Below are 23,472 nucleotides of genomic sequence, written 5' to 3'. Positions count from 1 at the left end.
AAAAAAGAGAACTTAACGATAAATCAAGCGAATAGTCGATAAGAGGTTTTGAACAGCGACAATAGTGTCTCAAACACACTGTTGCCGCTAATTGTATCCAAATAACCTCAAGATGCAGAATTCAACATCTTGAGGTTATTTGGGGATGTTATGACGAAAGCGCTGCGTAATCTAACTCGATATCAGGGTTAATGGCATCGAGAGTGGATTGTGTGCAGGCCAAATGACTGATTGATGCAGTGGCCATTTCGGCAAGCGCTGCTTGGGTAATCGACGAAAATTCATCGCCTCCCATGCGTAGCTGTACTAGGGCGACTTGCAGTGGCGGTAGGCTAGGGTTAAACGCCGCGTTTTCTGCATATGCACCGCTGTAGCGATGGCCTGTGCTGGTCGCTAGGCTAACACCACTGAAATTTTGGGTGTAAGGCGCGTGGCTGCGATTGAGGGCTTGTACACCCAACTGAACTAACTCGTTGTCGCTGTCACTACTGTAACTATGGTCGATCGTTCCCATTAGTAGAGTTGTGATATCAAGATCACTTGGGCCAAATGACTCTGGCAAATAGTGTTGCAAAGATTGGCCAACACGAGCAGGCAATTGGATTTTCATGGTCTTCGCGGTGGTCAGCTCATTCATAAATTGACGACAATGACCACAAGGGGTGTGGTTAACTGTTACATCGATAATGCCCACTTCACCTTTCATCCATGCATGGCTAATACCTGCTTGCTCTGCATGAATCGTTTGACCGAGTTGAGCGCCATAGAATTCCATGTTCGCACCAAAGTAGAGGCGACCACTTAAACCACGAACCAAAGCCCCTACATAAAAATTAGAAATAGGAACATAGGCGTAAGCCGCGGCTAATGGCAGTAAACAGACTCGCAAATCAGCGTCTTGATAACCCGTTATGTCAATAAGTTGGCTGAATTGTTCTGCAGAGATAGTTGCGTCAAAGTCTTGAGCTAACACGATAGGCGTCAGATACTCAGCGATCTGCGTTGGTAAGCTGTTCAGTGCCTCTTGAATACGGCCTTTCATAAGCTGTCCTTGTTTGTTTATGGAATAGTAGTGTAAGAGACGCTCAAAATAACGATGTGATCAATATCACATTTAAAATGAAACGATTTAATTATGTTACATAAGGAGAGTGAGATCACACTTGTTATCGATTACATCAATGCAACTGATAAAATAAAGCGGATTAGCTTTTCAGCAACCCGCTTCTTTACTTGGGTGCAAATTGCGCCTGTATACCGACTAAACCTCTACTATTGATCTTAAACAGTATTTCTCTTCATCCGTGAACCCCAAGTTATCCTGCGATAATGTGGTGAAGCCATACTACTGCCGTAAATACAATAGGCGCCAAGATCGATGTAATAATCCCACATAAAACTAATGCCAGTGAGCTAAATGCACCTTCTTGGGCATCACGTTCGGCACAGGTTGCGGTGCCTAGGGCGTGCGATACCGACCCCATTGTCAGGCCACGTGCGATAGGGTGAGTAATATTGAGCAATTTGAAAATCGGGTAACCTAAAATTGCGCCAAATAAGCCAACTAATACGACGACAATCGCGGCGATAGAGGGTTCTCCCCCTAAGTTTCGCGCCACTTCCATCGCAATAGGCGTGGTGACCGATTTTGCCATAAGTGATGCGATAAGGGTTAAATTGGTGCCCATGACCACCGCAATGATGCTTGCAGTCACCATGGACATTAAGCTGCCGATACTACAAGCCAGCATAATGATGCGCCAGTTCGCACGAATTTGTGGTAACTGTTCATACAGTGGGAATGCTAACGCGACCACTGCGGGGGCAAGTAAATCGCTGATGTAGATGTTGTCGGCATAATAGGTATCAAAGTCGATGCCAAATACCATCAAAATAACAATCAAGGCCACGATACTCATGAGCAGTGGGTTGGCGACCGGCGAATGAATTTTAGTGGCAAGCCAGCGACAAATAAAAAAGACCACCAAAGTGAGAACCAGCCACATTATGCTTTCCCCTTAACGCCGTTAGCGTCTGTTTTTATGTTCTTTTTTACGTCAATGCGCTTTTTATCTGCGTTTAAAAAACGATCCAATATGAGGCCAAGAGATACCATAACAATTGCACTGCCACCGATTGCGCTGGCGAGAATTGCCCATGCATTGGTTAATAGCATGTCGAAGTGGTTCATTAAGCCAACACTGATTGGTACGAATAACAACATCATGTAGCGGATAAAAAGATGAGCACCTGGACGAACCCAGTCAACGGGTGCGAAACCGCTGGCAAGGAGCGTAAACAATAGGAGCATACCGAAGATACTGCCAGGAATTGCAACGCCCAGCATTTGCTGTATCCAGTTTCCGATCGCTAAACAGATAAAGATTAAAGCGAAGGAAACAACATATTTTAGAAGTGTGTTTATCATAAAATGTCACATCAAAAGAAAGACAAACCAAATTAAGAGGCGAGTTGTTCTACGTACCGATAAACGGCTTTTAATATTGCGATTTTCTGAGTATCGCTTTCATGTTCATGGACTAAATTTTCCAAATTGAGCATGTAAGACTCAATGTGGCTTTCAAAATATTCGCGGCAGTGATTTGCCCAGCGACGTTGTTCTGCTTCATTGAGTGTCCAAGGATAATGACGAGCACGGTATCGAAACAGCAAAGGTTCAATGCGCTTATCACTATATTCCAATTCTAATGAGGCCAATTGATCTGGATTTGTTTCACGGATGATTTCCATGGCGGCCTTATCGGCAGGTGAGAAGAATCCCTGATATAACTGCGTATCCACATCTTCATCTTTCGCAAACTCACGTTCTTGACTAAACAGATTGATGAGCTTTTCTCGAATAGCTGGATGTTCACGCAAGGTCGCCAAATTCGCCAAGCATTGCTCACGATCGATGCCAATCACTTTGGCGTTTTCTGCAGTTAATGTTTTCGCTGGTGCTAAAATAGGGCATTTGTTTAAATGCACGAGTTTGACCGGAACGGGCAGTTCATCATCGGCAAGATCGTCTTTACGAGTATAGAGACGAGTCTGCAATTCTTCAGCGGAGAGTTCCAGTAACGGCGTTGGGTCTTTGGCCAGATCCACCGTAATCACAGCATTTTGATTGGTTGGGTGCCATGCGACAGGCACAATCCAACTGGTGTATTGGCACTCACGACCGAGCATGCCAGAGACGTGCATTAGCGGCGTCATATTAACGATATCGACCAGATCCGTTAATTTGCGTTTATTACGCATGCTGAAGAAATAGTCGAACAATTTAGGTTGCGCCGCTTTGACCTTTTTCGCCATTTCAATGGTCGCTATCACATCGGCTAAGGCATCGTGCGCGTTATCGTGTTCAATACCGTTGGCTTTTGAGAGGTGTTCTAGCTTAAAACTAGGGAACCCTTCATCATTTTCTGGCCATTCAATCCCTTCGGGACGGAGAGCGTGGCAGGCACGTAATACATCGAGTAGATCCCAACGAGAATTACCGTTTTTCCAACTCCATTCGTATGGATCAAAGAAGTTACGATAACAGGTATAACGAGTGACTTCGTCATCAAAACGAATACTGTTATAGCCTAGGTTGGTGGTGTTAGGACGTGACAATTCTTCATAAATTCGACCAATGAATTCCGGCTCAGACACCCCTTGGCTCATGGCTTTTTGTGGTGTGATGCCAGTTATCAAGGCAGCTTCTGGTCCTGGTAGATAATCGCTTGGTAATCGACAGTACATGACCAAAGGATCCCCGATGATATTGAAGTCTGCATCGGTACGAATGCCAGCAAACTGACTTGGCCTGTCTTTGGCTGGGCTAGTACCCCAAGTCTCATAGTCAAAGAAAAAGAAAGTAGGCTGGTGTTGCTGTTGCATGTTTAATTACCAAAATTATCTATGATTCCCCGCTATTAGACCACTGCAGCCAACACTTAGCAACGGATCTAGAGGCTTTAATGGTTAGAGACGTACTCACTTATGGTTTGCTTATCTTCATCTGCCTGATTTACAGAATTGGAGCGTAATGGGGAACAGCCAACTCGCTATATTGAGGTCACTTGGGGATATATTGAGGTTACTCGGGGGGATGTGAACACTTCAAATAGCGTTGTTTCTTATTTTAGAGAATTGAATTCATTTTACGAAAGATTTGTGAAAATAGTCAGGAAAAGCAATCTCAGCTATGTATTATAAATATTATACCCAAGTAACCTCAAACTGTTGTTCTGCATCTTGAGGTTACTTGGGTATAGGTATATAGCCAGACAGTTATTTTTCCCTTAAAGGGTGATTATAAGGATAGAAGTTATGCTGTTGAAGTTCTTCAAACGGTATTTTATTTTTTGCGGTTTAGTATTAAATGTTGGGCTTCTGTACTCAGTTTATTCTTTTAGTCATGCGCTTTTTGACGGCCAAACTGTTCCCGGAGTCTTTTTTAAAGTTGCGGGTAAATTGACGGCTCACACATCGACACGTTCTGTGGGCGATGTTTTTATGTCTATTGGCAATATGTTAGATACCCCGGTTTATTACTGGAAGCCCTTTGACCGACAACAATGGCCAACGGTAGGACCAGACTATGCATCACCACCAAGTGTTGGTGTAGAACCCAAAAAAAGCTTTTATGTCGTTAATTCTAATGAATTAATTGATGCAGTTCGCTTTGCTAAACCAGGGACCACAATTGTGGTTGCTGATGGAGATTACGTTCTGCAAGGCAAACGATTTGAAACCAGCAATGATGAACCAACAAAATACAATCCTATTGTATTAAAGGCAGAGCATCCGGGTAAAGTTAGGTTACTCATGACATCACTTGAAGGTTTTTATATTTCTCGTCCTTTTTGGACATTGACTGGGTTTAAGTTTATAGGTCAATGCTCGAATCATAGCTTTTGTGAACATGCTATCCATATAGTAGGTGAAGCGAATAATGTTCAAATTGTAAATAATGAGTTTGTTGACTTTAATGCAGCAATAAAAGTCAATGGTAATTCAGGGATGTATCCCGATCATGGAAAAGTTTTATATAACCACTTTTATTCTACAAAGCCTCGCGAAACAAAATACTCAGTAACCCCAATTAATATTGACCATGCCAATAGTTGGCTTGTTTCTCATAATATCATTCGAGATTTTATTAAGAATGGAGGAAATAAGGTAAGTTACGGTGTTTTTATGAAAGGGGGGGCTAACAATGGCATCATCGAAGACAACTTGGTGATGTGTAATACTTCGCAACGGCACTATGCAGGCTCGTCAATCGGTATTTCCGCGGGTGGCGGGGGAATGGTAAATAGCCGCGATGGTGTGACTTATCAAACCAATAGGCTCATTATTCGTAATAATATTGTCTTTCATTGCAGCGATGTTGGAATCTACTTAAATGCAGGAAGAGATACGCTTATCAACAACAACACATTGTATAACACCACTGGTGTCGATCTGCGTTTCGCTGAAAGCAGTGCGATGATAGTCAATAATATTTTTAGTGGTCACTTACGGGTGCGAGACGATGCCAAAATCATTTCCCAATCAGGGAATAGAATTTATCCACGAGGCTTTTTTACCAACAAGGAAGCGCTAAATAATCTGTTTGTTTCTCCAGAAACGGGCAACTTTACCTATGTTGATCAGGCGATCGACCTCTCTAAAGGTGCCACTCCTTATCCATTACAGGATAATGAAAAAGTTGCAGATTTTTGTGGTGACGATATTGCGCATAAGCAGAAGTTTGTTGGGGCTTTTCAAAATAGTTCGGGGTGTTTTTATCCAACGAAGTAGTCGCTCTGCTCACTTAGAGAAGCAGCATATGAAAGATTTAAAAGTAGTATTCAAGCGTTAGTTTAACGAAGTCGTCTCGGCGGATGGAGTAGAGCGAGTCCGTCGGAGTGTGGTTATGACTTACCCAGGCATCTAGATTAAGTTTCAAAGCATTATTTAAACGTTTCGAGGCTTCGATTTTTAATAAACGGATGTCACTATCGTCTAAATCTTGGGTTACTCCCAAGAGCACTTGAGTACTTGCCTCGTCATTAAGTGATAAACGTACAGCCGAAAACAGGTCATTTTGTCCAACGGCTAGAGTTGCAGGGCCTCTGGAATCATAGAGATATTCACTTAACAGGCCCAAGTCATAATTCGAACCGCCTATACCAAATAGGGTGTATTCAAAGCCTATATCGGTTGCAGTATAGGTTTGGTAGCTATCTTTATAGCTGGCTTCCAGTTTCCATAGCCAGTTTCCTTTCGTGCCTTGTACACTAAGACCTGCGTGTTTCATCTGGGCGTAATAGGGAATAATTTTTGTACCTGCAGGAATTAAATAGGGCTCTCTATCTGTTCCTTGTAAATAGCTTAATCCTAGGTCCCAATCGCCAAAAGTATTGGTGTAACGCGCGGCAACATCTACATGATTCTGCTTAGCAGAGGATTCAAATTGAGCGTGGTCTGTATCTATGGGGACTACCGTTCTTAGTCGTCCATTATGGCCTGCAAAGGTCCGTTCGCGAAAATAAGGTAACAAATAGAGTTCGGTAACCCCCCAATCTTTAATCGAGGTGAGCTGCAACATAGGTTGTCCTAGTTTGTCTTCTCCATCGATTGCTTCAACGGAATCAATTTGGTTTATCACATCCACCAAATGCTCCGCCTCTGTCACCCCCCAGAACACTTTGTTGATGCCAGCTCTAATTTCATAATCACCCCAATAGTTGAGATAAAACAGTTCCCGAATATCACCATGAGTTCGTTCACTATCCATTTCATCGTAACGATAAAATGGGGTAAAAGTGATGCTCGACTGCGTATCACCAATATCCCAGTAAAACTGCGGCTCAATCGCTATCGAGATCTGGCCATTACGTTGCCCATCGACACCCGTTTGAAAAAATTGCCGATATTCTAAGGCAGTTTGTCCTCTCATATCAGGATGAAGTAATGGGGTGGCCATAACCCATACCGGTTGATAGAGAAAAAAAAGTGAACTGCTTAAGAGAGCGGTTTTTATAGCGGATGTGAGCTTACAGTGTTGCATAGCTTTCATCTCATCCGAGTCATAATATTTTGATTAAAGTCTCGTGCAGCTAACCCCGTTTTAAATTGAATATTGTGAGTAATGAGTTGGGTGCTCTTACCGGTTTGGTGATTCACCATTTCAAGGGTTAAAGCGCGCCAGTACTTATCTAAGTACATCTGGTAGTTGGATAGGGTTAATGTTTTTAATAACGCCTTTTTTCTATCATAGTATTCAGTTTTCATTGGGCGATATTCGATTTTATCTATCCAGGCAATGATTTTGGTGTAGCCGGATTGACGATCAATCGGAATCTGTTCGACGACAAAGCAAGGCGTACCATTAACAGATTCATCGCGCAGATAGGTAAAGGTGTATTTCCCAATTTCAAAAGAACTTAAATCTTCATAAGAGAATTCGCTGCCCATAAATGGACCTGATTTGTTTTGTGATGCGATCCGTTTAACTCGTTTTAAAGCGGGCAGATAGAGCCATTGGTCATCACTCCCTTTTATGTGGGAATGGGAGAGAAATACGGTGCCTTTTACATCTCTAGGTTCATCAAAGATGGTTAATCCTTTATCTCCATCATTGTTGACCTCTAGTGTCTTTGTGCGCATGATTCGAATGCTTTGATCTCCTTGAGCATTCTTCAGAATCATTTCGACATCGGCAGTACTGTCTTGCCATCCCTTGTCGCGCGCCTTACGTTCGGTGGCAATTGCGATCCCTCTATCTGAGTTGGACGCATAAGCGAAATTGCAAACACTGTTGAAGAAAGCAAGCGTGCATAGAATGGCCGTAACCCAACCTTTGTTAGGCCAAATCGCAGTGGAGTATGGTGTGTCCACAGGTTTCATTTTAAGACTCCTTAGTCACTGGTATCGCGCCGTTATTTCTGTATGGGTTTGACAACATGAACAGTATTCGTCGTTGGTTTCTTATCAAAAAACATGAGGCAACTGGGGAGAAAAACAAAATCGATCACCAGAGCTAAAAAGATGATTAGGGTACTTAATATCCCCATGTCTGAATTAAGACGGAATGTCGACAGAGTGAGAACATAAAATCCAGCGATCAATACGACGCTCGTAATCCAAAGTGCCCGCCCGACATTATGGAATGCAAAGCGGACTGCGTCTTCTGCCGACTGACCTTGTTTACGAGCCAACTGGTACTTGGTGAGGAAATGAACGCAGTCATCTACCACAATCCCCAGAGTCAGGGAGGCGACCACAGACAAAGCCAAATTAATCTCGCCTGATATTAAAGCCCATAGACCAAAGCCAATCAGTGCCGGAGCCATATTTGGAATGATACTGTACAAACCAAGTTTGAATGAGCGCAGAGCTAACACCAGCAATCCAGAGATCATAATTAAGCTAATGGGTAATGAAATCAGCATGCTACGCATATTTTTTGCACCAATATGAGCGAACATAAGTGAAGGGCTTGATTGAGCAATGTTGTGTATTTTGTTGTTAGGATTGTGTTGTTCAAACCAAAGATTGATGCGTTTTTCTAAGTCAATGAATTGCTGACTACCTAAATTTTCCGTGGTCACTTGTACTTTAATCGCCGATTTCGCCACGTTGATCTGGTTATTTAAATCCAAGCCGTAAGGTAACGACATCTCATACATCAACAAATATTGTGCGGAAAGTTCTCGGTTTGTTGGTAAGCGATAATAGTTGGCATCATCACCATGCATGTTTTTGTTCAAGCGTTTTAAAATATCAGTTAGCGAAGCGACATGGTCGACCTCTGGTTGTTGTCTCAACCATGCTGTGAAATCGTCAACCGTATTGAGAAACTCAGGGTCAACAATACCTTGGTCTTGTCCTGAGTTGACCACGACACTAATCGTTCCCATTCCACTAATATGTTCCTGCATAAAGTCAGCGACTTGGCGAAAGTCATTGCCTTTATTAAAATATTTAACTGAATCATCATTGATGGTGTTAGAAGGGATCAAGAATGCGCCTCCAACAATTGCCATTGAGGATGCGATAAGGAGCATAAGTTTATATTTCACAACGACGTCGGCAATTTTGTCGATAAAGAGCGTGCTTTGTGAAGTGGTTCTTGAGCCAATTTTAATCGGCAGCAATTGGAGTAACACTGGTAATAATGTAAGCGAAAATAAACAAGCGATCAGTACGCCAATTGCGGCAAGATTACCGAAAGTTCTCAGGACCGGAGAGTCGGACATATTCATCATAAAAAAGCCAACTGCGGTTGTGACCGATGTAATGATAACAGGCATCACATCCATCTTCATGCTATGCACAATGGCTGCAGACTTACCTTGCCCTAATTGCATCTGATGACGCATCGTCGCGATAATATGGACGCAGTCGGCCACCGATAAGGTTAAGATCAGCGTGGGAATATTGACTGTCGCGACATTGATGGACTGTCCTAACCAACCCGCAAGCCCCACTGTGGAAGTGACTGCAGCAATGATACAAATCAGAGTGGCAAACACACTCAGAGCAGATCGCAGCAGAATGACTAATACAGCTAAAATCACCAAAAACATTCCTGGCACCAAATGAGTAATGTCTTGTTGTGCCGATTGCATCAAGGCGTAATTCATTGCAACTAAACCCGCGCGATAAAACTGCACGTCCGGATAGTTCGCTTTTAACTGAGAAATCGTTTGAGTGACAAATTGATATACCTCGGCGATCTCTGCTGTTTTATTTTTTTCAGGCAGTTGTACTGTGATGTTAACTACAGCGATATCGCCATTTTGTGACACAATGGCGTTGCGTGTTTCTGGTGCATTAAGGGCAACTTGACGAATATTTTCAATTGTCTTGGCAGTGAAAGGTATTCCTCTTTCCACTAAATCATGCACAACAATATCGTCGGCATTTGCTTGAGTGTGTTGGTAGTTGGTCAGTGAGTCGACTCGGCTAGAGTAGGGCGTTTGCCATGCGGCTTCAGTAAGGTCTTGAATGAGAGTCAGGATCTTGGGAGTAAATACATTGCCATTATCGGGTGCCACCAAAATCGCTAAATTATCGGTTTTTGCAAATTCCGCTTGAATGCGTTCAAAGGAGAGCAGTTGCTCGTTACCTTTATCGAAGAAGATGTTGTAATCGCCTCGAAACTGCAAATCTTTAATGCCAATGGAAGCAATGATGATCAACAAGCCAATCACACCAAGAGAAATGAGCGGTGTAGACACTAGGCGCTGTAACCAAACATCAGGCCGCAATAGCCGTCCTTTATCGTGTTGATGCATCATTTCCTCCGTTTACCCTAATAATCGTCAGAAAAAATCGCTAACTAGTTGTGCCTAAATGTAAGTCATTCATTTAGGTAAATGCTGAATACAGAGCCACATAAACCAATCCATGGGGCTCCACTTTGCCATTCCTATCATCATTGTGCTTGTCGATTGACTTACTATTATTGGTAGCTATTCACCTCTTACTACTCACTCTTTTTACGAAGAGAGAATTTATCCAGTAGCGCATATAAAGTGGGCCGAGTGATGCCTAGCAGTCCAGCAGTATTAGACATGTTGCCATCACTCATTGATAGCGCTCGACAGATCGCTTGTTTCTCTGCTGCTTCGCGAACATGTTTTAAATTAATGTCTAATGTTGGTGTGTCTTGTGTGATGGGTAGCGCCAAATCTTGCACAGTAATGTTTTTTCCATCGGCCATAATACAGGCACTTTTTACTCGGTTTTGTAGTTCGCGGACATTACCAGGCCATGGATATTGCATCAGTGCTTGGATTGCATCTTCAGTAAAGCCATTGATCTGCTTACCCATTTGTTCACAGTTTTTTTGTAGCGCAGCACGTGCAATTAAGATGATGTCTTCATCACGTTCTCGCAGCGGTGGAATATTGATAGTCATTTCACTGATACGATAAAACAAGTCTTCACGAAATGATTTTTCAGTCACCATCTCTGGCAAATTTTGGTGGGTTGCGCAGACAATGCGAACGTTAACGGAGATCTCTTGTCGACCGCCAATACGGGTAATAACTTTTTCTTGTAAAAAACGTAAGATTTTGGCTTGCAATGCTAAGGGCATATCGCCAATTTCGTCCAAAAATAGAGTGCCACCTTCGGCGCATTCTACTTTACCTTTCGTCATCTTTACTGCACCAGTAAAAGCGCCCCGTTCGTAACCAAACAGTTCACTTTCGAGTAAGTTCTCGGGTATTGAGGCACAGTTAATCGCGATAAATGGTTGGTCTTTACGATCGCTTGATTCATGTATTGAACGAGCAAGTACTTCTTTACCCGTGCCGCTTTCGCCCAGTAAAAGCGTGCTAACATCAGTCGGCGCGATGCGTTCAATCAATTCGCAAACACGCTGAATCTTTGGACTGTGACCGATAAAGCCGTTATGTTCGAGCGAGTGTTTTTTCAGTGTTTCATTTTCTATCTCTAAATTAGCAATAAACATAGCCCGATTGATGATGACGGATAGATCGGACTCATTGAGAGGTTTGTGATGAAAATCAATAGCACCCATTTTTATCGCTTGGTGAGCCGAGTCTTTTTCATCGTTACCTGTCATGACAATAATTTTAGTTTTTGGCGCTATGGATAGAATCTCCTGCAAGATCTTAAATCCCTCACTGCTATTGTCCGGATCTGGAGGAAGACCTAAATCTAAAGCAACGACCTTAGGCTCATAGCGACGCAAGGCAATTAATGCCGAGTCTCTGTCGTGGGCTGGAATTACAGTGTAGTCATCAAATGCCCATTTTAGTTGATTCTGGATACCACGATCATCTTCAATAATAAGTAGTGTTTCCATTAAGAATGGTGCCTTTTTGTTTACAGTGAGCAGTGATGGCCTATTACATGTTTTGGGGAGGCATCCGGCTAATCTGCTTTTGTATAATTGGTTTTTGTTAGTTTTAATAGGTCGCAAAGATATACCCAAGTAACCTCAAGATGCGGTTTCAGCGAGAATGTATTCGCTTATAGGCAAGGCACCGATTTGAATACCTAGTAATCTACGTAGAAAATCGGTAACGCAGCATAGGAGCGAATACAACTCGCCCCTTGGGAGCTCATCAACAAGCCCATTTCTGCGCCCAATGACGTTGAAAGGGAATGACCATTCCTGCCGTCATTGAGCTTGACCTGTGCTCGTTGATGAAGCTCTGAAGTCTGCATCTTGAGGTCATTTGGGTATAACGCAATACATTGTAATGAAGTCACCTATCAATAATAACGTTTGAAATATTAGCTATTTTTATTTTGCTACCAATGTTAAATAACAGTTTTAAACTTGAGTCTTTTGGGCAAATACTGAACACAGACTCATCCGCTGGGATCCTATTTTCCATCGTTAGCAAAGTCAGTGGGAATCAGAGCGGTAAGTCATTTGGGTATATTGAAATTTTTAATTGGAATGGTTCTTACCCATATCACTGAACAAATAATTACCTTTGACCTGTTGTAATTTAAGCTAACTTTCCTTTTGTATCGTGTGATTATAGTATCAATGGTGGTGTAACATGTTTTTATTAATGATTAAAAAAGAACATCGTCACATTGAAAAATATATTTTTTTGATAAATAAACCACTAATTTCTTGATTGTAATAGGCTATAACGCTGACTTTAAAAAGAGAAGCTTGTGGTAGGAGTGCGCTAGATTTTATGTCATTGTTCTTAAATTTAAGACGATGAACATTGCAAACTTAGTGGAATATATAAAATGAAGCGAGAGCCTTGTCCTTCTTTTGATTTTACATCAATAAAGCCACCCAACTGCTCGATGAATTTACGAGCGTCATAAGCGCCAATCCCCATTCCAGAGTTACCTTTGGTTGTATCAAAGGGCTTAAATAAACGTGTTTCAATAAAGTGATCAGTCATGCCGCATCCATTGTCCTTAATCTCAATGGTGTAGTAGTTGTCTTTTATTGATGTAGTGACTTGGACTACACCATCGTCATCGGTTGCATCTTGGGCATTTTGAATGAGGTGCAATATCATATTGCGAAAACGTTCTTTATCCGTATTCATTGTAAATGTTTGCGTGCTAGAACCGTTAAACTGAGGAGGAGGCAACGTATTTTCTCGTTCATGGCAGCTCATCTTTACTAAGGTATCGACAGCAAATGTTTCGCCAGTATGGGATGTCATCTCCTTTTTTTTCAGGTGATTAACTACTTTGCTCAGTCTTTCGACCGCAGAATCTACAGTATCAAATGCGTCCTCAATAAATTCGGGATTATGTTTATGTTTTTGGGCATTTTTGGCAAGAAGCTGTAATTGTGCCAGTACATTTTTTAAGTCATGAGCGAGAAATGCCGACATGCGATTAAATGCATCAAACTGTTGGTTTTCCGCCAAAATTTGATTGGTATGATACAAGTTGAGATATACGGCAAGCTGTTTACTGATTGCAAACATAAGGTCGCGGTCTTCCCAATTGATCGACTCCGTCGCGTGAGGTTTTGAAATGAAGCAGACATGGCTGTCACCACTGTGGTTAATGATCGGCACTATATAATCAAAAGTGCGGATGGTCGAAACTTGCTGGTGGTCATAAGTAAAAGGGGTATTCGTATCGTGATTAGTAAGCTGCTTAATATCAATGATCCATTGATGCTCTATAGCAGCTTTAGCCAAAGGTAACAGAACTTCATCCTTCTCTGGGTAGCCTGCTTTGAGGTTATAACTGGTTTTGTTAGTGAACTTATCGCCATTTACCCTCACTAAAAGTCCTGCTTCACAATCAAACGGCTGAATAATGGCGTCTAGCGCGATCTGGTAAGGCTCATGGACGTTTTGTTCCAAAATGGCGGCAAATTTCATCCACTCTTCACGATACTCGTATTTATTGGCATAAAAGTGCTTGATGATAAAAACTTTTAATTTGCGTCGGAGTGATTCGGAAGTAAATAGACTAGCAAGAAGTAGTGCGCTAAGGGCAAAAAACACGTATTGGGCTACGCTCCCCCAATTCTCTCCTAAATAGCGAATGTAATATCCTGCCACAGCCATCAAAAGCAAATAACCACCAGCAATCGTTAGCAATGTGCTGCTGTAAACAACATCCCTTGAAACGTATATCCGAGTGGACCAATTTTTTATACGTCTTGCGGTCATGGCAATTAGTGGGATTGTGACGATAGTGATCCATCCTCGAGCCAGCAGAAAACCATTATCGATGCTGTTGGTCAGTGCCCCGTTTGCATACAGCGCAAAATCGTAGGCGAAAGTCATACCCAAGCCAAGCGTGATAGGCTTTATGGTCCAACGATCTTGTTTATCAGTGCGGCGATAAAGTTGTTCGATAAACCACAAACCGACTGCCGATTCGCCAAGATGAATCAGTAATAAATAACGAAAAGGAAGCCAAAAAAGCAGCGTACTCGATAGCTCAATGATCAGCACGAATGACAGTGCGGCTAAAGTGCGTTTGACCATAGGGTCGTCACGGAGGAAATGATGCCATTGGGTTTGCACGGTCAGCGTACCCATAATAAGCAGCAACCAACTGATATTACGTAGAGTTTCGATAGGTAATAACACTAGCTCAACAACGGGATGTATCGCTAACGCGGCCACGCACGCCCAAATGGCACTGGTCAAGGACGCAATCAGTAATAGGCTGCGTTGGAGTGTTTTTTGTTTGGCTGCGAGTAACAGAATAAATAGAAAGAGAAAACCAAGAGCCACAATGCCATAGCCAGTGGCATTCAATAATAAATTCGACATAATTCCCTAATGCTCGTCATTTTATGCAGCAAAGTTTAACTCTATTATTGAGCAGTTTCTGTAAAGAGTATCGCGCTAAATGTTCGATTTGCTGTTGATCTAAAAAGTAAGAATCGGGATTGACGATAAAACACGGAGTGATGGAATTGATAACCAGAGAAGGTAACAGAAGCGCCTATTAGAGGTGACTTCCTACACAAGGCATTGCTGTATAGGAAGTCGCCATCTAGGACGAAGATAATAACTTAGTTAAGCTTAGTATTTGTGCCACTTTGCATTTTACGACGGCGTTGTAAGCCAGCTAAACCTAAGAATGCCAGACCCATTAGAGAGAGCATGCCTGGTTCTGGTACACGTTTTCTAACAATTGAAGTACCGTTGTTAACTATCATATAGCTATAGCCGCCATTGCCGTTATTTTCTGCAGCTTGTGACAAATCTACCTCTGTGGTTTCTGCTGTATCCGTTAGATAGCCATCCAAATTGTCTAAATCACTTCCTGTTTGATCATTAACATAATCAGTAAGGGTATCCGCATCTTCAATTGAGGAGGGAACGTCAGAAGAGACTAAAACGTAAAGATAAATTTCGCTGTAACTATCGCCATTAAGGATATCGTATAAATCTACCCACTTATCATTAACTTTTACATAGAAATAATCTTCTGCAACAGATGTTACTGATAACAGTAATTTAATTTGATCAATGGTTAATATGCCATCATCCAACTTTAGTGTTGAACTGCCCTCATAAACATCTAAAGTCAAAATGCTCGCATTACTATTATTGGCGTCGTACCAAGTCATTGTGGAACCAGCATCAAATTCAGCGGTACTATAAACAATGCTAGTACCAGTCGTGTCAGCCAGTTTACCTGTCATGGTATTTGTAGTGTAAATACCACTTCCTGAGGTGGTATCTTTTAGGTAGTTGTAGTCTGTGAACGTATCTCCGTCACTGAGAGTTCCTGCAGTGGATGGACTATCAAACTCAACTAGAGTGTACCCAAAGAACCCCATAAGGTCGTTCGTATAAGTCGTCGTGTTGTCGGGGTTGCCATCGTGATCATAGTCAATACCCCATACCATGTTGGTGAGGTCGAGTGTAGACGAATAAGCCTGAGTTGATACCCCGATAAATAAACAGAGCATCAGCAATTGACCTAGCTTTTTAAATAGTTTCATTTTATTTACCTTTGTCCGTTAAGGTTTGTTACCAAGACTTATAAAGCATTGATAATGCCAACTTTATTTTGCTAGGTAATTTAATTGCTTATATTGACTTATATGATGATAAATGACGTGCGAGCATTTAGGTGTATAAATTGGTGTCATCTGGTGTATATGTGTGCAGCCTGATATTGTAATAAATTTAGTCACTTAAAATAACAGAATGATTAATATGTTATGTTTGTCACTACAAGTGTATGAAATATATAGATTAAATAATCTAATACGCTATGTGTTACGTTGTAAAACAATCTGACACTAATGCGGTAAATTACTAATCTAGTTATATAACTAATTGAAAGTAATATAACTATAGAGTTAATGTAAATAAAATAGACGTGTTTTTATTGACTTTGCGTAACATAAATAAAAGGGGGTACTTTAGATTTTGGCGAGTCGGAGTAGGTGTTGGGTATACAGGGTCGTTATTTAATAATCGCTACGTCGACATTAATATTGTGTTTGTCTTTTTAAAAATAATACTATTGTTTTTCAAATAATTAGTTTGCGTGATATGTTATATAGAATACTGATTTTGCAAAAGTGTAAAATAGACTGACATATGGCTTGATGAAAAATTAACTTTTGTATTTAGAAATTTGTTTGTGTGGTTGAAAATCAATAAAAACAGTTATTTATAATATCTTTTTTATTATTAATGTTTTTTATTTTTGTAAAAAATATCGATATCTAGATTTTAACATTGTGATTTTTCATAAATTCAACGTTGGGTTAATTGAGCTAGTAAGGGTTTTACTTGATTTTATATAATTCTTTTTAGCAGTTTTTAAAGCGATATGATGTAATATTTCTTTTATTTAAAACTTAAGTAAATTATTTTTATTCTTTTCTATTTTTAAGCCGTTATTTCAAAAAATATACGCTACCGTTCATATTGGAGACGAGTTTCTGTGCATTTTGTATGCGAAAACTCGAATAATCACCAAACTCAAGTCACTTGGCACTCATGCTAGATCGGAGGCGAACACATGGCGATCATAGAAAAGGCCCCACTCACTAAATTGAATGGCAGAACAGTGCCTGTGGAGAGGCGTAAGGAAGTGCGTATCGCAAAAGAGGGTAGCGATATCGATCAAAGTTCAAGGGCGGTGACCTATAAAATAGCGGTGGATAAAGAAGAAATTGAACGAGCATTTACTTTGGTGTGGGACAACTACGTTGAAGCTGGATTGCAAAAAGATAACCAACAAGGAATTAGGTTTACCAAATATCACTTACTACCTGACACTAGGATCTTTATTGCCAATTTCCACGATGAATTGGAGATGGGAACACCAAGTCACTTTAAGGAATCCACTAATGTGGTAGGGACCGTTTCGATTATTTTTGATAGTCCCATGGGACTTCCAATGGAAGAATTTTGTGGTGATCAAATCAACAATATTAGAGAAGAAGGCGGCAAAGTGGCTGAAGTAACAGCCTTTGCACTTAACCCTAATTACACCAAATACAAAGTATTCCTTCACCTGTTCAAATTATTATTTCAATTTGCTGAATTAAAAGGAGTCACCGATTTATGTTGTTCAGTGGCTGAACGGCACTGTCGTTTTTACCAGAAGATTTGCCTATTTGAACCGTTGGGTGAGCTAGTCCCGTATTCCGCAGCCTACAAGCGTAGAGTGCAAGGTCACCGTTTAAATATTGCTCAAGCGAATAGTAAAGCAGAAGAATTTTATTCCGGACGTGAGTTTGATGCAGACCTGCACCGCTTCTTTTTTACGGAAAACTACAACCGTAAAAAAGGCGAAGGGCGGCCGCTCTCCTCTGAACTGTTGCAGTACTTTCTTGCAGAGCGCACAGACTACATTCGTTCTCTAGATGAGAAAGACTTGTCACTTCTTCGTGATGAATACCAAAGGTTAGATCAAGAATTTCCTTTTTAGGCTGACCAGATAGTTGAACAGACTTCAGGCAGTACGTATGACATAGTGAAAAGGTAAAAAGAATGGATAGTCAAGAATATTACAGATTGGCAGTGACACGGAACATTGGTTTGGTGACAGAGCAAGAACAAGATAAGTTACAACATTCGAGAGTTGCAGTTGCAGGGTGTGGTGGTTTAGGTGGTCGAGAATTCATTGACCTAGTACGTATGGGGATTGGAGCGTTCAATCTGGCTGATTTTGATGAATTTAGTATTAAAAATGTGAATCGGCAAATCGGAGCTATGTCCTCTACGGCTGACCGCCCTAAAGTGGAGGTGATGGCGGAAATGGCGAAAGACATTCATCCCAGCGTTGATATCAAAATGTTTGCTCAAGGAATCACTCAAGATAATGTTGAGGACTTCGTCGCTAACGCGGATGTGATTGTTGATGCGATCGATTTTTTTTCGATGTCAGCAAGGCGTATGCTTTATCGTACCGCCCGTAGACTAGGTAAACCGGTGGTATTCGCAGCTCCATTAGGATTTTCTGGCACTATGAATGTGTTTACACCAGATAGCATGAGTTTTGATGAATATTTTGATATCAATGACGATATGGATCTGTTCGAGCAGTTGATTGCTTTTACTGTCGGCGTTGCGCCACGCGGAACACATTGGCGGTATATGGACACCAGTAAAGTCGATTCCTCCGACCATGCTGGTCCATCACTGGCCTGCGCTTGTAATATTGCCACAGGCCTTCTGACTTCAGAGGTTCTGATCATTCTGCTTAATAAACGCCAGCCGATGGCCGCCCCCTATTTCATGCAGTTCGATTCTTATCGGTGTCTGTATCGTAAAGGCAAATTGCATTGGGGGAACCGAGGTCCATTGCAACGTTTAAAACGCTTCTTAGCTGCGCGCAAATTCTCCGACCAAAAGGCGGCTTTGCTCAAGAGCATTACTCAATAGCATCGCATAAGACTGACGATATGACGTGACTAGCGATATGAATAAAAGCTGTTTAAATGAAGCGCGGTGAGGTTGAATACCTCACCGCGTGTGTTTGAGCATGGGTAAATTTTTCAATTACGCCATTTATTTCGTTCTGCCTTTGGGGAATAAAGCCACCACTGCATAAGTAGTGACCCCAATATAATCCCAATGTTATTAGCAAAGAAATCGAGCCAAGAGGTTTCTCGTAATGGCACGAATGTTTGCAGCCCCTCCAGTACGCCACTGTATACAGCGATGATAGCCGCGCATATGGCGATGGATTTTAGCGACTTCAAGCCCAACGCCAAAATAGCAATCACTGCAAATAGGGTATACGCCCCAAGGTGGGCCATTTTGTCGAGATCCGTTACGCCATAGCTATTGAGATCGGGAAGCACACGGTCTGGTGATGAATCCTTTGCGAGAGAAACATAGCCAATCAAAGCGGTATAACCGACTAACGCGACCTTTTTAACCCTTTGTTGCATTTCAGTCATCCTTGCTATTTGTTGCGTACTTCACTTAACAAATTCTTGAGGTGTTGAATCGGGATGGCATAGGTAATCGCACTTGGGTTGGTTAACGCCGCTTCCTTAGTCGCCTTGACTAGCACCTTGTTGACGATAGCAATTACTTCGCCGGTTTCAGGAAGATAAACCGGGCTGCCACTGTTTCCAGGATAGGCTGTGGCATCAAGCTGATACACCATGTAGGGGTTTCTCAGCTGTTTTATCTGCTTAACCGTCAGTTCTTTAGTGGTTCTCGCTGGCACGACAACCGGAGTAATGCACGATAGTATGCCGTGGTGTGTGACAGGGTAGAGCCCTAACACTGCGCCGATAGGATAACCGGTAAAGGCGATATCTTCACCTTCACGCACGTTATGTTCTGAGAGCGTCAATGCTGGCAGCGCTGGGCCGGGAATTTTTAAAATCGCAATATCGTATATGGGATCAATGGCGATCACCACGGCATTTCGCATGTGAGGATGAGAACCTCGGCCAATGTAGACCACAAGCCGCTCTTTAATCTCCTTATTGAGCAGCTCAGGAATGACATGGGCATTGGTAACCACATAGCGACCGTCCTGAATGATAAATCCGGTGCCAAGGTAGCGAGAGTGTTGGTCAGATAAACGACTATACGTGCCCACGCCCACAATCGAGGGGCGAACTTTATCAATCGTATCGGGAAGAGAGGCATAGCTAAAGTGAGCCCAGCATAACCACAGTAGGCCGCACGATAACAATGCTTTGAACAGAGATTTTATCGTTGGATTTCCCATAGGTTGAACGCTCCATGTTTACTTTTGTATAACCTGTTCTGGGAATGGAAGTCAGTAAACTCGAAAGAACTTACTGACTTTCGCTACTTATCAAATACTCTTAACCAGTTGAACTAAGTTGCTTTTATCTGCAGCCAGTTTGCTGTTAGCGGGGATTTGAATAGTGTTTAACAGAGTTTGTGCTTGTGATTTTTGTTTACTTTTAATTAGGCCCTCTGCGTAATGCAGAGCAATTTCGGCATTATTGCGTGTTTTGGTTGCTTCATAGGCTTGAGACAAAATTGGCAGCGCGTTGGTGACGTCACCAGATTTCAACAAGCAGTAACCATGTGTATCAGCAATGACGGGCTCTTGCTGCGCAATCTTATAAGCCTGACCTGAAAACTTACATGCTTGGCCAAAATCGCCTTTATCAAGGTAAAGCCAAGTAATGTTGTTTAACGCAATGACGTTTGATGGTTCACGCTTAATGATCTGTAAGTATTCATCAATGGCCTTATCCGGATTAGCTCTACTTTGAATGTCAGCCAGAAGAATTTGGAGTGGACGTGCTTTCTTCGAATGTGTTGCTATCTCTTGTTCCAAGAATTTTATCGCTTTATCCCGCTGACCTGCTGCTTCATACAATGAGGCGAGTTCACGCGCCGTGGTCAGTCCCGGAACCATCTGATGAATTTTTTCTTGCAGTGGTAGGGCACGTTTCAAATCACGGTTAGCCGCGTAAATCGATTCTTGTAAGGTCAGCGCGTACACTGAATTTTTTGCTGCTTCAGGCAACGTATCGAGAGTTTGTTGCGCTAACTTTGAGTCACCTGATTTGAGCTGCATGTTAGCCTTGATGATCACAAAACGAGTATCTTCAGGAAATTGACTTAGAGCTTTTTCTGCCAGCGTCACACCCCTTGGGTATTTTTTCCACTCTTCATACACTTGCAAAGAGCGAAGGTAAGCATTGACGTTATTAGGAGAAAGCTTCAACCAATGTTGATAAGCACGATCGGCATCAATCCACGAGCGTTTTAGAGCGTACAAGTTACCAATCAACGACCATGTTTCGCCTGTTTTGGATTCATTCGGAATGTTTTCCAATAGTGTTAACGCAGACTCATTTTTCCCTTCAGTGATCAGTGCAAAAGCTTTCTGATGGAGGAGTGCTATATCCGTTGGATTGGCGTTGATTTGCTTTTCGATAAGGCCAAGCACATCGTCCATCTTGTTAAGTTTTTGCGCACTGGCAAACAGAATTTGAATGGCTGGGATACTGTTTGGGATGTTTTGCTTCACTTTATAGGCGAGATCATAAGCGCCTTGATATTTCTTCTGTAAAAACAACGTGCGAGCAAGTAACTCTTGCACTCTGGGAAGATCAGGAGAAATAGAAAGAATGGTACGAAAAGTCTTTTCAGCTTCAGGGTACTCTTTTTTAACCATAGAGATTTGACCTAGTAAACCAAGCGCATCGACATCTTTGGCGTCTTTGGTTAACCATTTATCAGCAACGGCTTTAGCATCGTCCAATTTGCCCAGTTGCAGATAGTAATAGGCAGCGCCGATTGCGGCTTTGCGCTGATCGGGCTGTTCGGCAATGGCGGATTGTAACTCTTTTAAACCACTTTCATCGTTATCGGCTAGCTTAACCATGCCGAGCATCAACTCGTTGCTGGCACTTTTAGTACTGTCGTAGGCCTTGGTCGCCAAGGAGAGGGCATCATCGTTGCGTCCCAATTTGGATAACGTCAAACCCATTTGGGATAAGAAGTTACTGTTTTCTTCACTGGCCGTATCCATGCTCTCCATCTTCTCAACCGCTTGGTTGATGTAGCCCAGTTTCATCAAGGTCACGATATAAAGGCGATTTGCAAAGTGGTTAGCCGGTAATCTGGGTAACACTTGTTTTAGGCGGCGGTTCGCCTGTTCATAAAGTTTGAGTTGATAGGACGATACGGCTGAAATCAATAGGGTTGCTGCGTTGTTCGAACCATTATTGATGGCTTTTTCTGCTGCATCTTTTGCCCCTTCATAATTTTTTTCGGAGTAGAGAATCGTGGCTTTCAGCTCGTTGGCAACGGGATAATTAGGAATGGCTTTTAAGATTCTGTCTACATACGGGGTTGCTTCCTCAAACTGTTTAGAAAGCACGAGCGCGTTGGCAACAAAAATAGAATAAAAATTGGCGGAAGGCGATATTGAGTAAGCCTTTTTATAATCCTGAGTGGCTTGTTCAAACTCTTTCTGAGCCAGAGCCATATGACCTTTAAGGAGCCATATGTCACTGTTGTTTTCGTCGATTTTTAGGGTGTGGTCGAGCAGTGTTTGCGCTTCAATTGTTTTGTTTTGGGCATTCAATTGACGTACTTGGGCCAAATTAAAATAGACCGATTGATTTAATATCTTACTGTCGACGGATTTTCTGGCATCGGCTATCAACTTGTTGGCATTCTCTTCGCGGCGCAAATTTAACTCAGCAATCGCCTGTAAGCCGATTAAATCCGCTTTGGCACTCGGTTCTGATACTGTTGATTCACTAACTAGTTCGGCGGCATCGTCATTACGGCCCATTGCTACCAGTGTTCTAGCGAGTAGGGGAAGCACTTGTGCTTTCGAGGCACCCAATTGTAATGAGCGCGATAATTCCTGCTCAGCGGCGGGAAAGTTGCCGTGTTGCAGATACAATTTGCCGAGCATCAAGCGTGGAGTGGCATCTTTAGGGGACGACTGAATCGCATTTTTCAGTTCAATCGTCGCAGAATTGAAGTCGTTTTTGCTGAGATAAATTTGGGCACTATTGATGTAGTCGTCTGCGTAGCTTATACCCGCAAGCAACAGAAAAGATGATGCGAGACTAGAGCGAAGTAAGGCTCTAATCATGTTAGGCTTATGCTGGAACATACAATTCCCTGCTTTTAAGTGAATATCCATAACATCTTTGGCGGTGATAGTCAGTTTTACGCTCTTTAGGTAATAAGTCAAAAAACAATAAAAACCAAAAATGTATTTAACTGTGTTCTAAAAGTATGAATTTTTATCGTTAAAAATGAAGATAATGCATTTGTTTAATATTATTTTTATCGATATAAATTTCACAGATATACCATAATAACTCGGTTAAAATTTCAGTGCTGTAATGTTTTTATTAAACCATGTCTTATTTTTGAGAAGATAAATCAATTATTTCTATGGTATTTATTATAAAGGATTTCAAAGATTGATATTTCTGATATTTTTTTAATTATTCAACCACTTTAAATACTTACGCTGTTATTGTTTCGATATTTGGGTATATAGTATTGATATCGTCACCCATTAGGGATTATTTTTTCATTATCTCATTGG

17 protein-coding genes are annotated in these 23,472 nt (G+C 41.8%); 3 read left to right on the top strand and 14 right to left on the bottom strand.

Annotated features, from left to right (window positions below):
• Nucleotides 1-148: 148 nt before the first annotated feature.
• From cdd to sbcB, 4 genes are all read right to left on the bottom strand, one after another.
• Nucleotides 149-1,042: a cytidine deaminase gene (gene cdd / locus JCM16456_RS09180; RefSeq protein ID WP_068713931.1), complete on the bottom strand. Its 894-nt coding sequence runs from the start codon at nucleotides 1,040-1,042 to the stop codon at nucleotides 149-151.
• A 274-nt stretch (nucleotides 1,043-1,316) separates the two neighbouring features.
• Entirely contained in the window at nucleotides 1,317-2,006 is a 690-nt protein-coding gene (locus JCM16456_RS09175) for a CidB/LrgB family autolysis modulator (RefSeq protein WP_068713930.1), read from the bottom strand.
• The gene (locus JCM16456_RS09170) at nucleotides 2,006-2,428 is read right to left on the bottom strand and encodes a CidA/LrgA family protein (protein WP_068713929.1); all 423 of its coding nucleotides are present in this window, start codon (nucleotides 2,426-2,428) and stop codon (nucleotides 2,006-2,008) included. Before JCM16456_RS09170 ends, JCM16456_RS09175 begins: the two co-directional genes overlap by 1 nt.
• 32 nt (nucleotides 2,429-2,460) lie before the next feature.
• The gene (gene sbcB, locus JCM16456_RS09165; RefSeq protein ID WP_068713928.1) at nucleotides 2,461-3,885 is read right to left on the bottom strand and encodes an exodeoxyribonuclease I; all 1,425 of its coding nucleotides are present in this window, start codon (nucleotides 3,883-3,885) and stop codon (nucleotides 2,461-2,463) included.
• Between the two features lie 432 nt (nucleotides 3,886-4,317).
• Here sbcB and JCM16456_RS09160 point away from each other — a divergent pair, with 432 nt between their 5' ends.
• Nucleotides 4,318-5,793, top strand: coding sequence for a right-handed parallel beta-helix repeat-containing protein (locus JCM16456_RS09160; RefSeq protein ID WP_068713927.1), 1,476 nt, complete (start codon nucleotides 4,318-4,320; stop codon nucleotides 5,791-5,793).
• Nucleotides 5,794-5,830: 37 nt separating this feature from the next.
• Here JCM16456_RS09160 and JCM16456_RS09155 read toward each other — a convergent pair whose 3' ends face one another.
• From JCM16456_RS09155 to JCM16456_RS09130, 7 genes are all read right to left on the bottom strand, one after another.
• Nucleotides 5,831-6,961, bottom strand: coding sequence for a hypothetical protein (locus JCM16456_RS09155; RefSeq protein WP_068716003.1), 1,131 nt, complete (start codon nucleotides 6,959-6,961; stop codon nucleotides 5,831-5,833).
• Nucleotides 6,962-7,050: 89 nt separating this feature from the next.
• Nucleotides 7,051-7,884 carry an outer membrane lipoprotein-sorting protein gene (locus tag JCM16456_RS09150; RefSeq protein WP_068713926.1) on the bottom strand — a complete coding sequence of 278 codons (834 nt, stop codon included), beginning with the start codon at nucleotides 7,882-7,884 and terminating at the stop codon, nucleotides 7,051-7,053.
• Nucleotides 7,885-7,916: 32 nt separating this feature from the next.
• Complete coding sequence (locus tag JCM16456_RS09145; RefSeq protein ID WP_179946779.1) at nucleotides 7,917-10,280, bottom strand: efflux RND transporter permease subunit; 2,364 nt, start codon at nucleotides 10,278-10,280, stop codon at nucleotides 7,917-7,919.
• Between the two features lie 188 nt (nucleotides 10,281-10,468).
• Nucleotides 10,469-11,818, bottom strand: coding sequence for a PEP-CTERM-box response regulator transcription factor (gene prsR, locus JCM16456_RS09140; RefSeq protein WP_068713924.1), 1,350 nt, complete (start codon nucleotides 11,816-11,818; stop codon nucleotides 10,469-10,471).
• Between the two features lie 194 nt (nucleotides 11,819-12,012).
• A complete protein-coding gene (locus JCM16456_RS23675; RefSeq protein ID WP_156430495.1) occupies nucleotides 12,013-12,183 on the bottom strand; it encodes a hypothetical protein in 171 nt (56 codons plus the stop codon).
• 506 nt (nucleotides 12,184-12,689) lie between these two features.
• The gene (prsK, locus tag JCM16456_RS09135; protein ID WP_068713923.1) at nucleotides 12,690-14,741 is read right to left on the bottom strand and encodes an XrtA/PEP-CTERM system histidine kinase PrsK; all 2,052 of its coding nucleotides are present in this window, start codon (nucleotides 14,739-14,741) and stop codon (nucleotides 12,690-12,692) included.
• Nucleotides 14,742-14,986: 245 nt separating this feature from the next.
• Nucleotides 14,987-15,925, bottom strand: a complete 939-nt coding sequence (locus JCM16456_RS09130; protein WP_068713922.1) for a PEP-CTERM sorting domain-containing protein — start codon at nucleotides 15,923-15,925, stop codon at nucleotides 14,987-14,989.
• 1,034 nt (nucleotides 15,926-16,959) lie between these two features.
• On the opposite strand from JCM16456_RS09130, the gene JCM16456_RS09125 reads away from it, so the two are divergent.
• Both JCM16456_RS09125 and JCM16456_RS09120 read left to right on the top strand, forming a co-directional pair.
• Nucleotides 16,960-17,874, top strand: coding sequence for an N-acyl amino acid synthase FeeM domain-containing protein (locus JCM16456_RS09125; protein ID WP_068713921.1), 915 nt, complete (start codon nucleotides 16,960-16,962; stop codon nucleotides 17,872-17,874).
• Nucleotides 17,875-17,936: 62 nt separating this feature from the next.
• Nucleotides 17,937-18,830, top strand: coding sequence for a ThiF family adenylyltransferase (locus tag JCM16456_RS09120; RefSeq protein WP_068713920.1), 894 nt, complete (start codon nucleotides 17,937-17,939; stop codon nucleotides 18,828-18,830).
• Between the two features lie 113 nt (nucleotides 18,831-18,943).
• Here JCM16456_RS09120 and JCM16456_RS09115 read toward each other — a convergent pair whose 3' ends face one another.
• The 3 genes from JCM16456_RS09115 to prsT form a co-directional block, all read right to left on the bottom strand.
• Nucleotides 18,944-19,342 (bottom strand): VanZ family protein, encoded by a 399-nt coding sequence (locus tag JCM16456_RS09115; RefSeq protein WP_068713919.1) that lies wholly within the window; start codon nucleotides 19,340-19,342, stop codon nucleotides 18,944-18,946.
• 14 nt (nucleotides 19,343-19,356) lie between these two features.
• Nucleotides 19,357-20,139, bottom strand: a complete 783-nt coding sequence (locus JCM16456_RS09110) for a S1 family peptidase (RefSeq protein ID WP_068713918.1) — start codon at nucleotides 20,137-20,139, stop codon at nucleotides 19,357-19,359.
• Between the two features lie 90 nt (nucleotides 20,140-20,229).
• Nucleotides 20,230-23,028 (bottom strand): XrtA/PEP-CTERM system TPR-repeat protein PrsT, encoded by a 2,799-nt coding sequence (gene prsT, locus JCM16456_RS09105; RefSeq protein WP_162266537.1) that lies wholly within the window; start codon nucleotides 23,026-23,028, stop codon nucleotides 20,230-20,232.
• Nucleotides 23,029-23,472 lie beyond the last annotated feature (444 nt).

The sequence above is a fragment of the Vibrio tritonius genome (assembly GCF_001547935.1).
Lineage (GTDB): Bacteria > Pseudomonadota > Gammaproteobacteria > Enterobacterales > Vibrionaceae > Vibrio > Vibrio tritonius.
Note: the sequence above shows the minus strand (reverse complement) of the source record. Positions and strands in the feature narration are given on the sequence as shown.

Excerpts from the sequence above, each read along its gene's own strand:
- cdd (WP_068713931.1), bottom strand. The coding sequence starts at position 1,042 with ATGAAAGGCCGTATTCAAGAGGCACTGAACAGCTTACCAACGCAGATC.
- JCM16456_RS09175 (WP_068713930.1), bottom strand. The coding sequence starts at position 2,006 with ATGTGGCTGGTTCTCACTTTGGTGGTCTTTTTTATTTGTCGCTGGCTT.
- JCM16456_RS09170 (WP_068713929.1), bottom strand. The coding sequence starts at position 2,428 with ATGATAAACACACTTCTAAAATATGTTGTTTCCTTCGCTTTAATCTTT.
- sbcB (WP_068713928.1), bottom strand. The coding sequence starts at position 3,885 with ATGCAACAGCAACACCAGCCTACTTTCTTTTTCTTTGACTATGAGACT.
- JCM16456_RS09160 (WP_068713927.1), top strand. The coding sequence starts at position 4,318 with ATGCTGTTGAAGTTCTTCAAACGGTATTTTATTTTTTGCGGTTTAGTA.
- JCM16456_RS09155 (WP_068716003.1), bottom strand. The coding sequence starts at position 6,961 with ATGGCCACCCCATTACTTCATCCTGATATGAGAGGACAAACTGCCTTA.
- JCM16456_RS09150 (WP_068713926.1), bottom strand. The coding sequence starts at position 7,884 with ATGAAACCTGTGGACACACCATACTCCACTGCGATTTGGCCTAACAAA.
- JCM16456_RS09145 (WP_179946779.1), bottom strand. The coding sequence starts at position 10,280 with ATGATGCATCAACACGATAAAGGACGGCTATTGCGGCCTGATGTTTGG.
- prsR (WP_068713924.1), bottom strand. The coding sequence starts at position 11,818 with ATGGAAACACTACTTATTATTGAAGATGATCGTGGTATCCAGAATCAA.
- JCM16456_RS23675 (WP_156430495.1), bottom strand. The coding sequence starts at position 12,183 with ATGCAGACTTCAGAGCTTCATCAACGAGCACAGGTCAAGCTCAATGAC.
- prsK (WP_068713923.1), bottom strand. The coding sequence starts at position 14,741 with ATGTCGAATTTATTATTGAATGCCACTGGCTATGGCATTGTGGCTCTT.
- JCM16456_RS09130 (WP_068713922.1), bottom strand. The coding sequence starts at position 15,925 with ATGAAACTATTTAAAAAGCTAGGTCAATTGCTGATGCTCTGTTTATTT.
- JCM16456_RS09125 (WP_068713921.1), top strand. The coding sequence starts at position 16,960 with ATGGCGATCATAGAAAAGGCCCCACTCACTAAATTGAATGGCAGAACA.
- JCM16456_RS09120 (WP_068713920.1), top strand. The coding sequence starts at position 17,937 with ATGGATAGTCAAGAATATTACAGATTGGCAGTGACACGGAACATTGGT.
- JCM16456_RS09115 (WP_068713919.1), bottom strand. The coding sequence starts at position 19,342 with ATGCAACAAAGGGTTAAAAAGGTCGCGTTAGTCGGTTATACCGCTTTG.
- JCM16456_RS09110 (WP_068713918.1), bottom strand. The coding sequence starts at position 20,139 with ATGGGAAATCCAACGATAAAATCTCTGTTCAAAGCATTGTTATCGTGC.
- prsT (WP_162266537.1), bottom strand. The coding sequence starts at position 23,028 with ATGTTCCAGCATAAGCCTAACATGATTAGAGCCTTACTTCGCTCTAGT.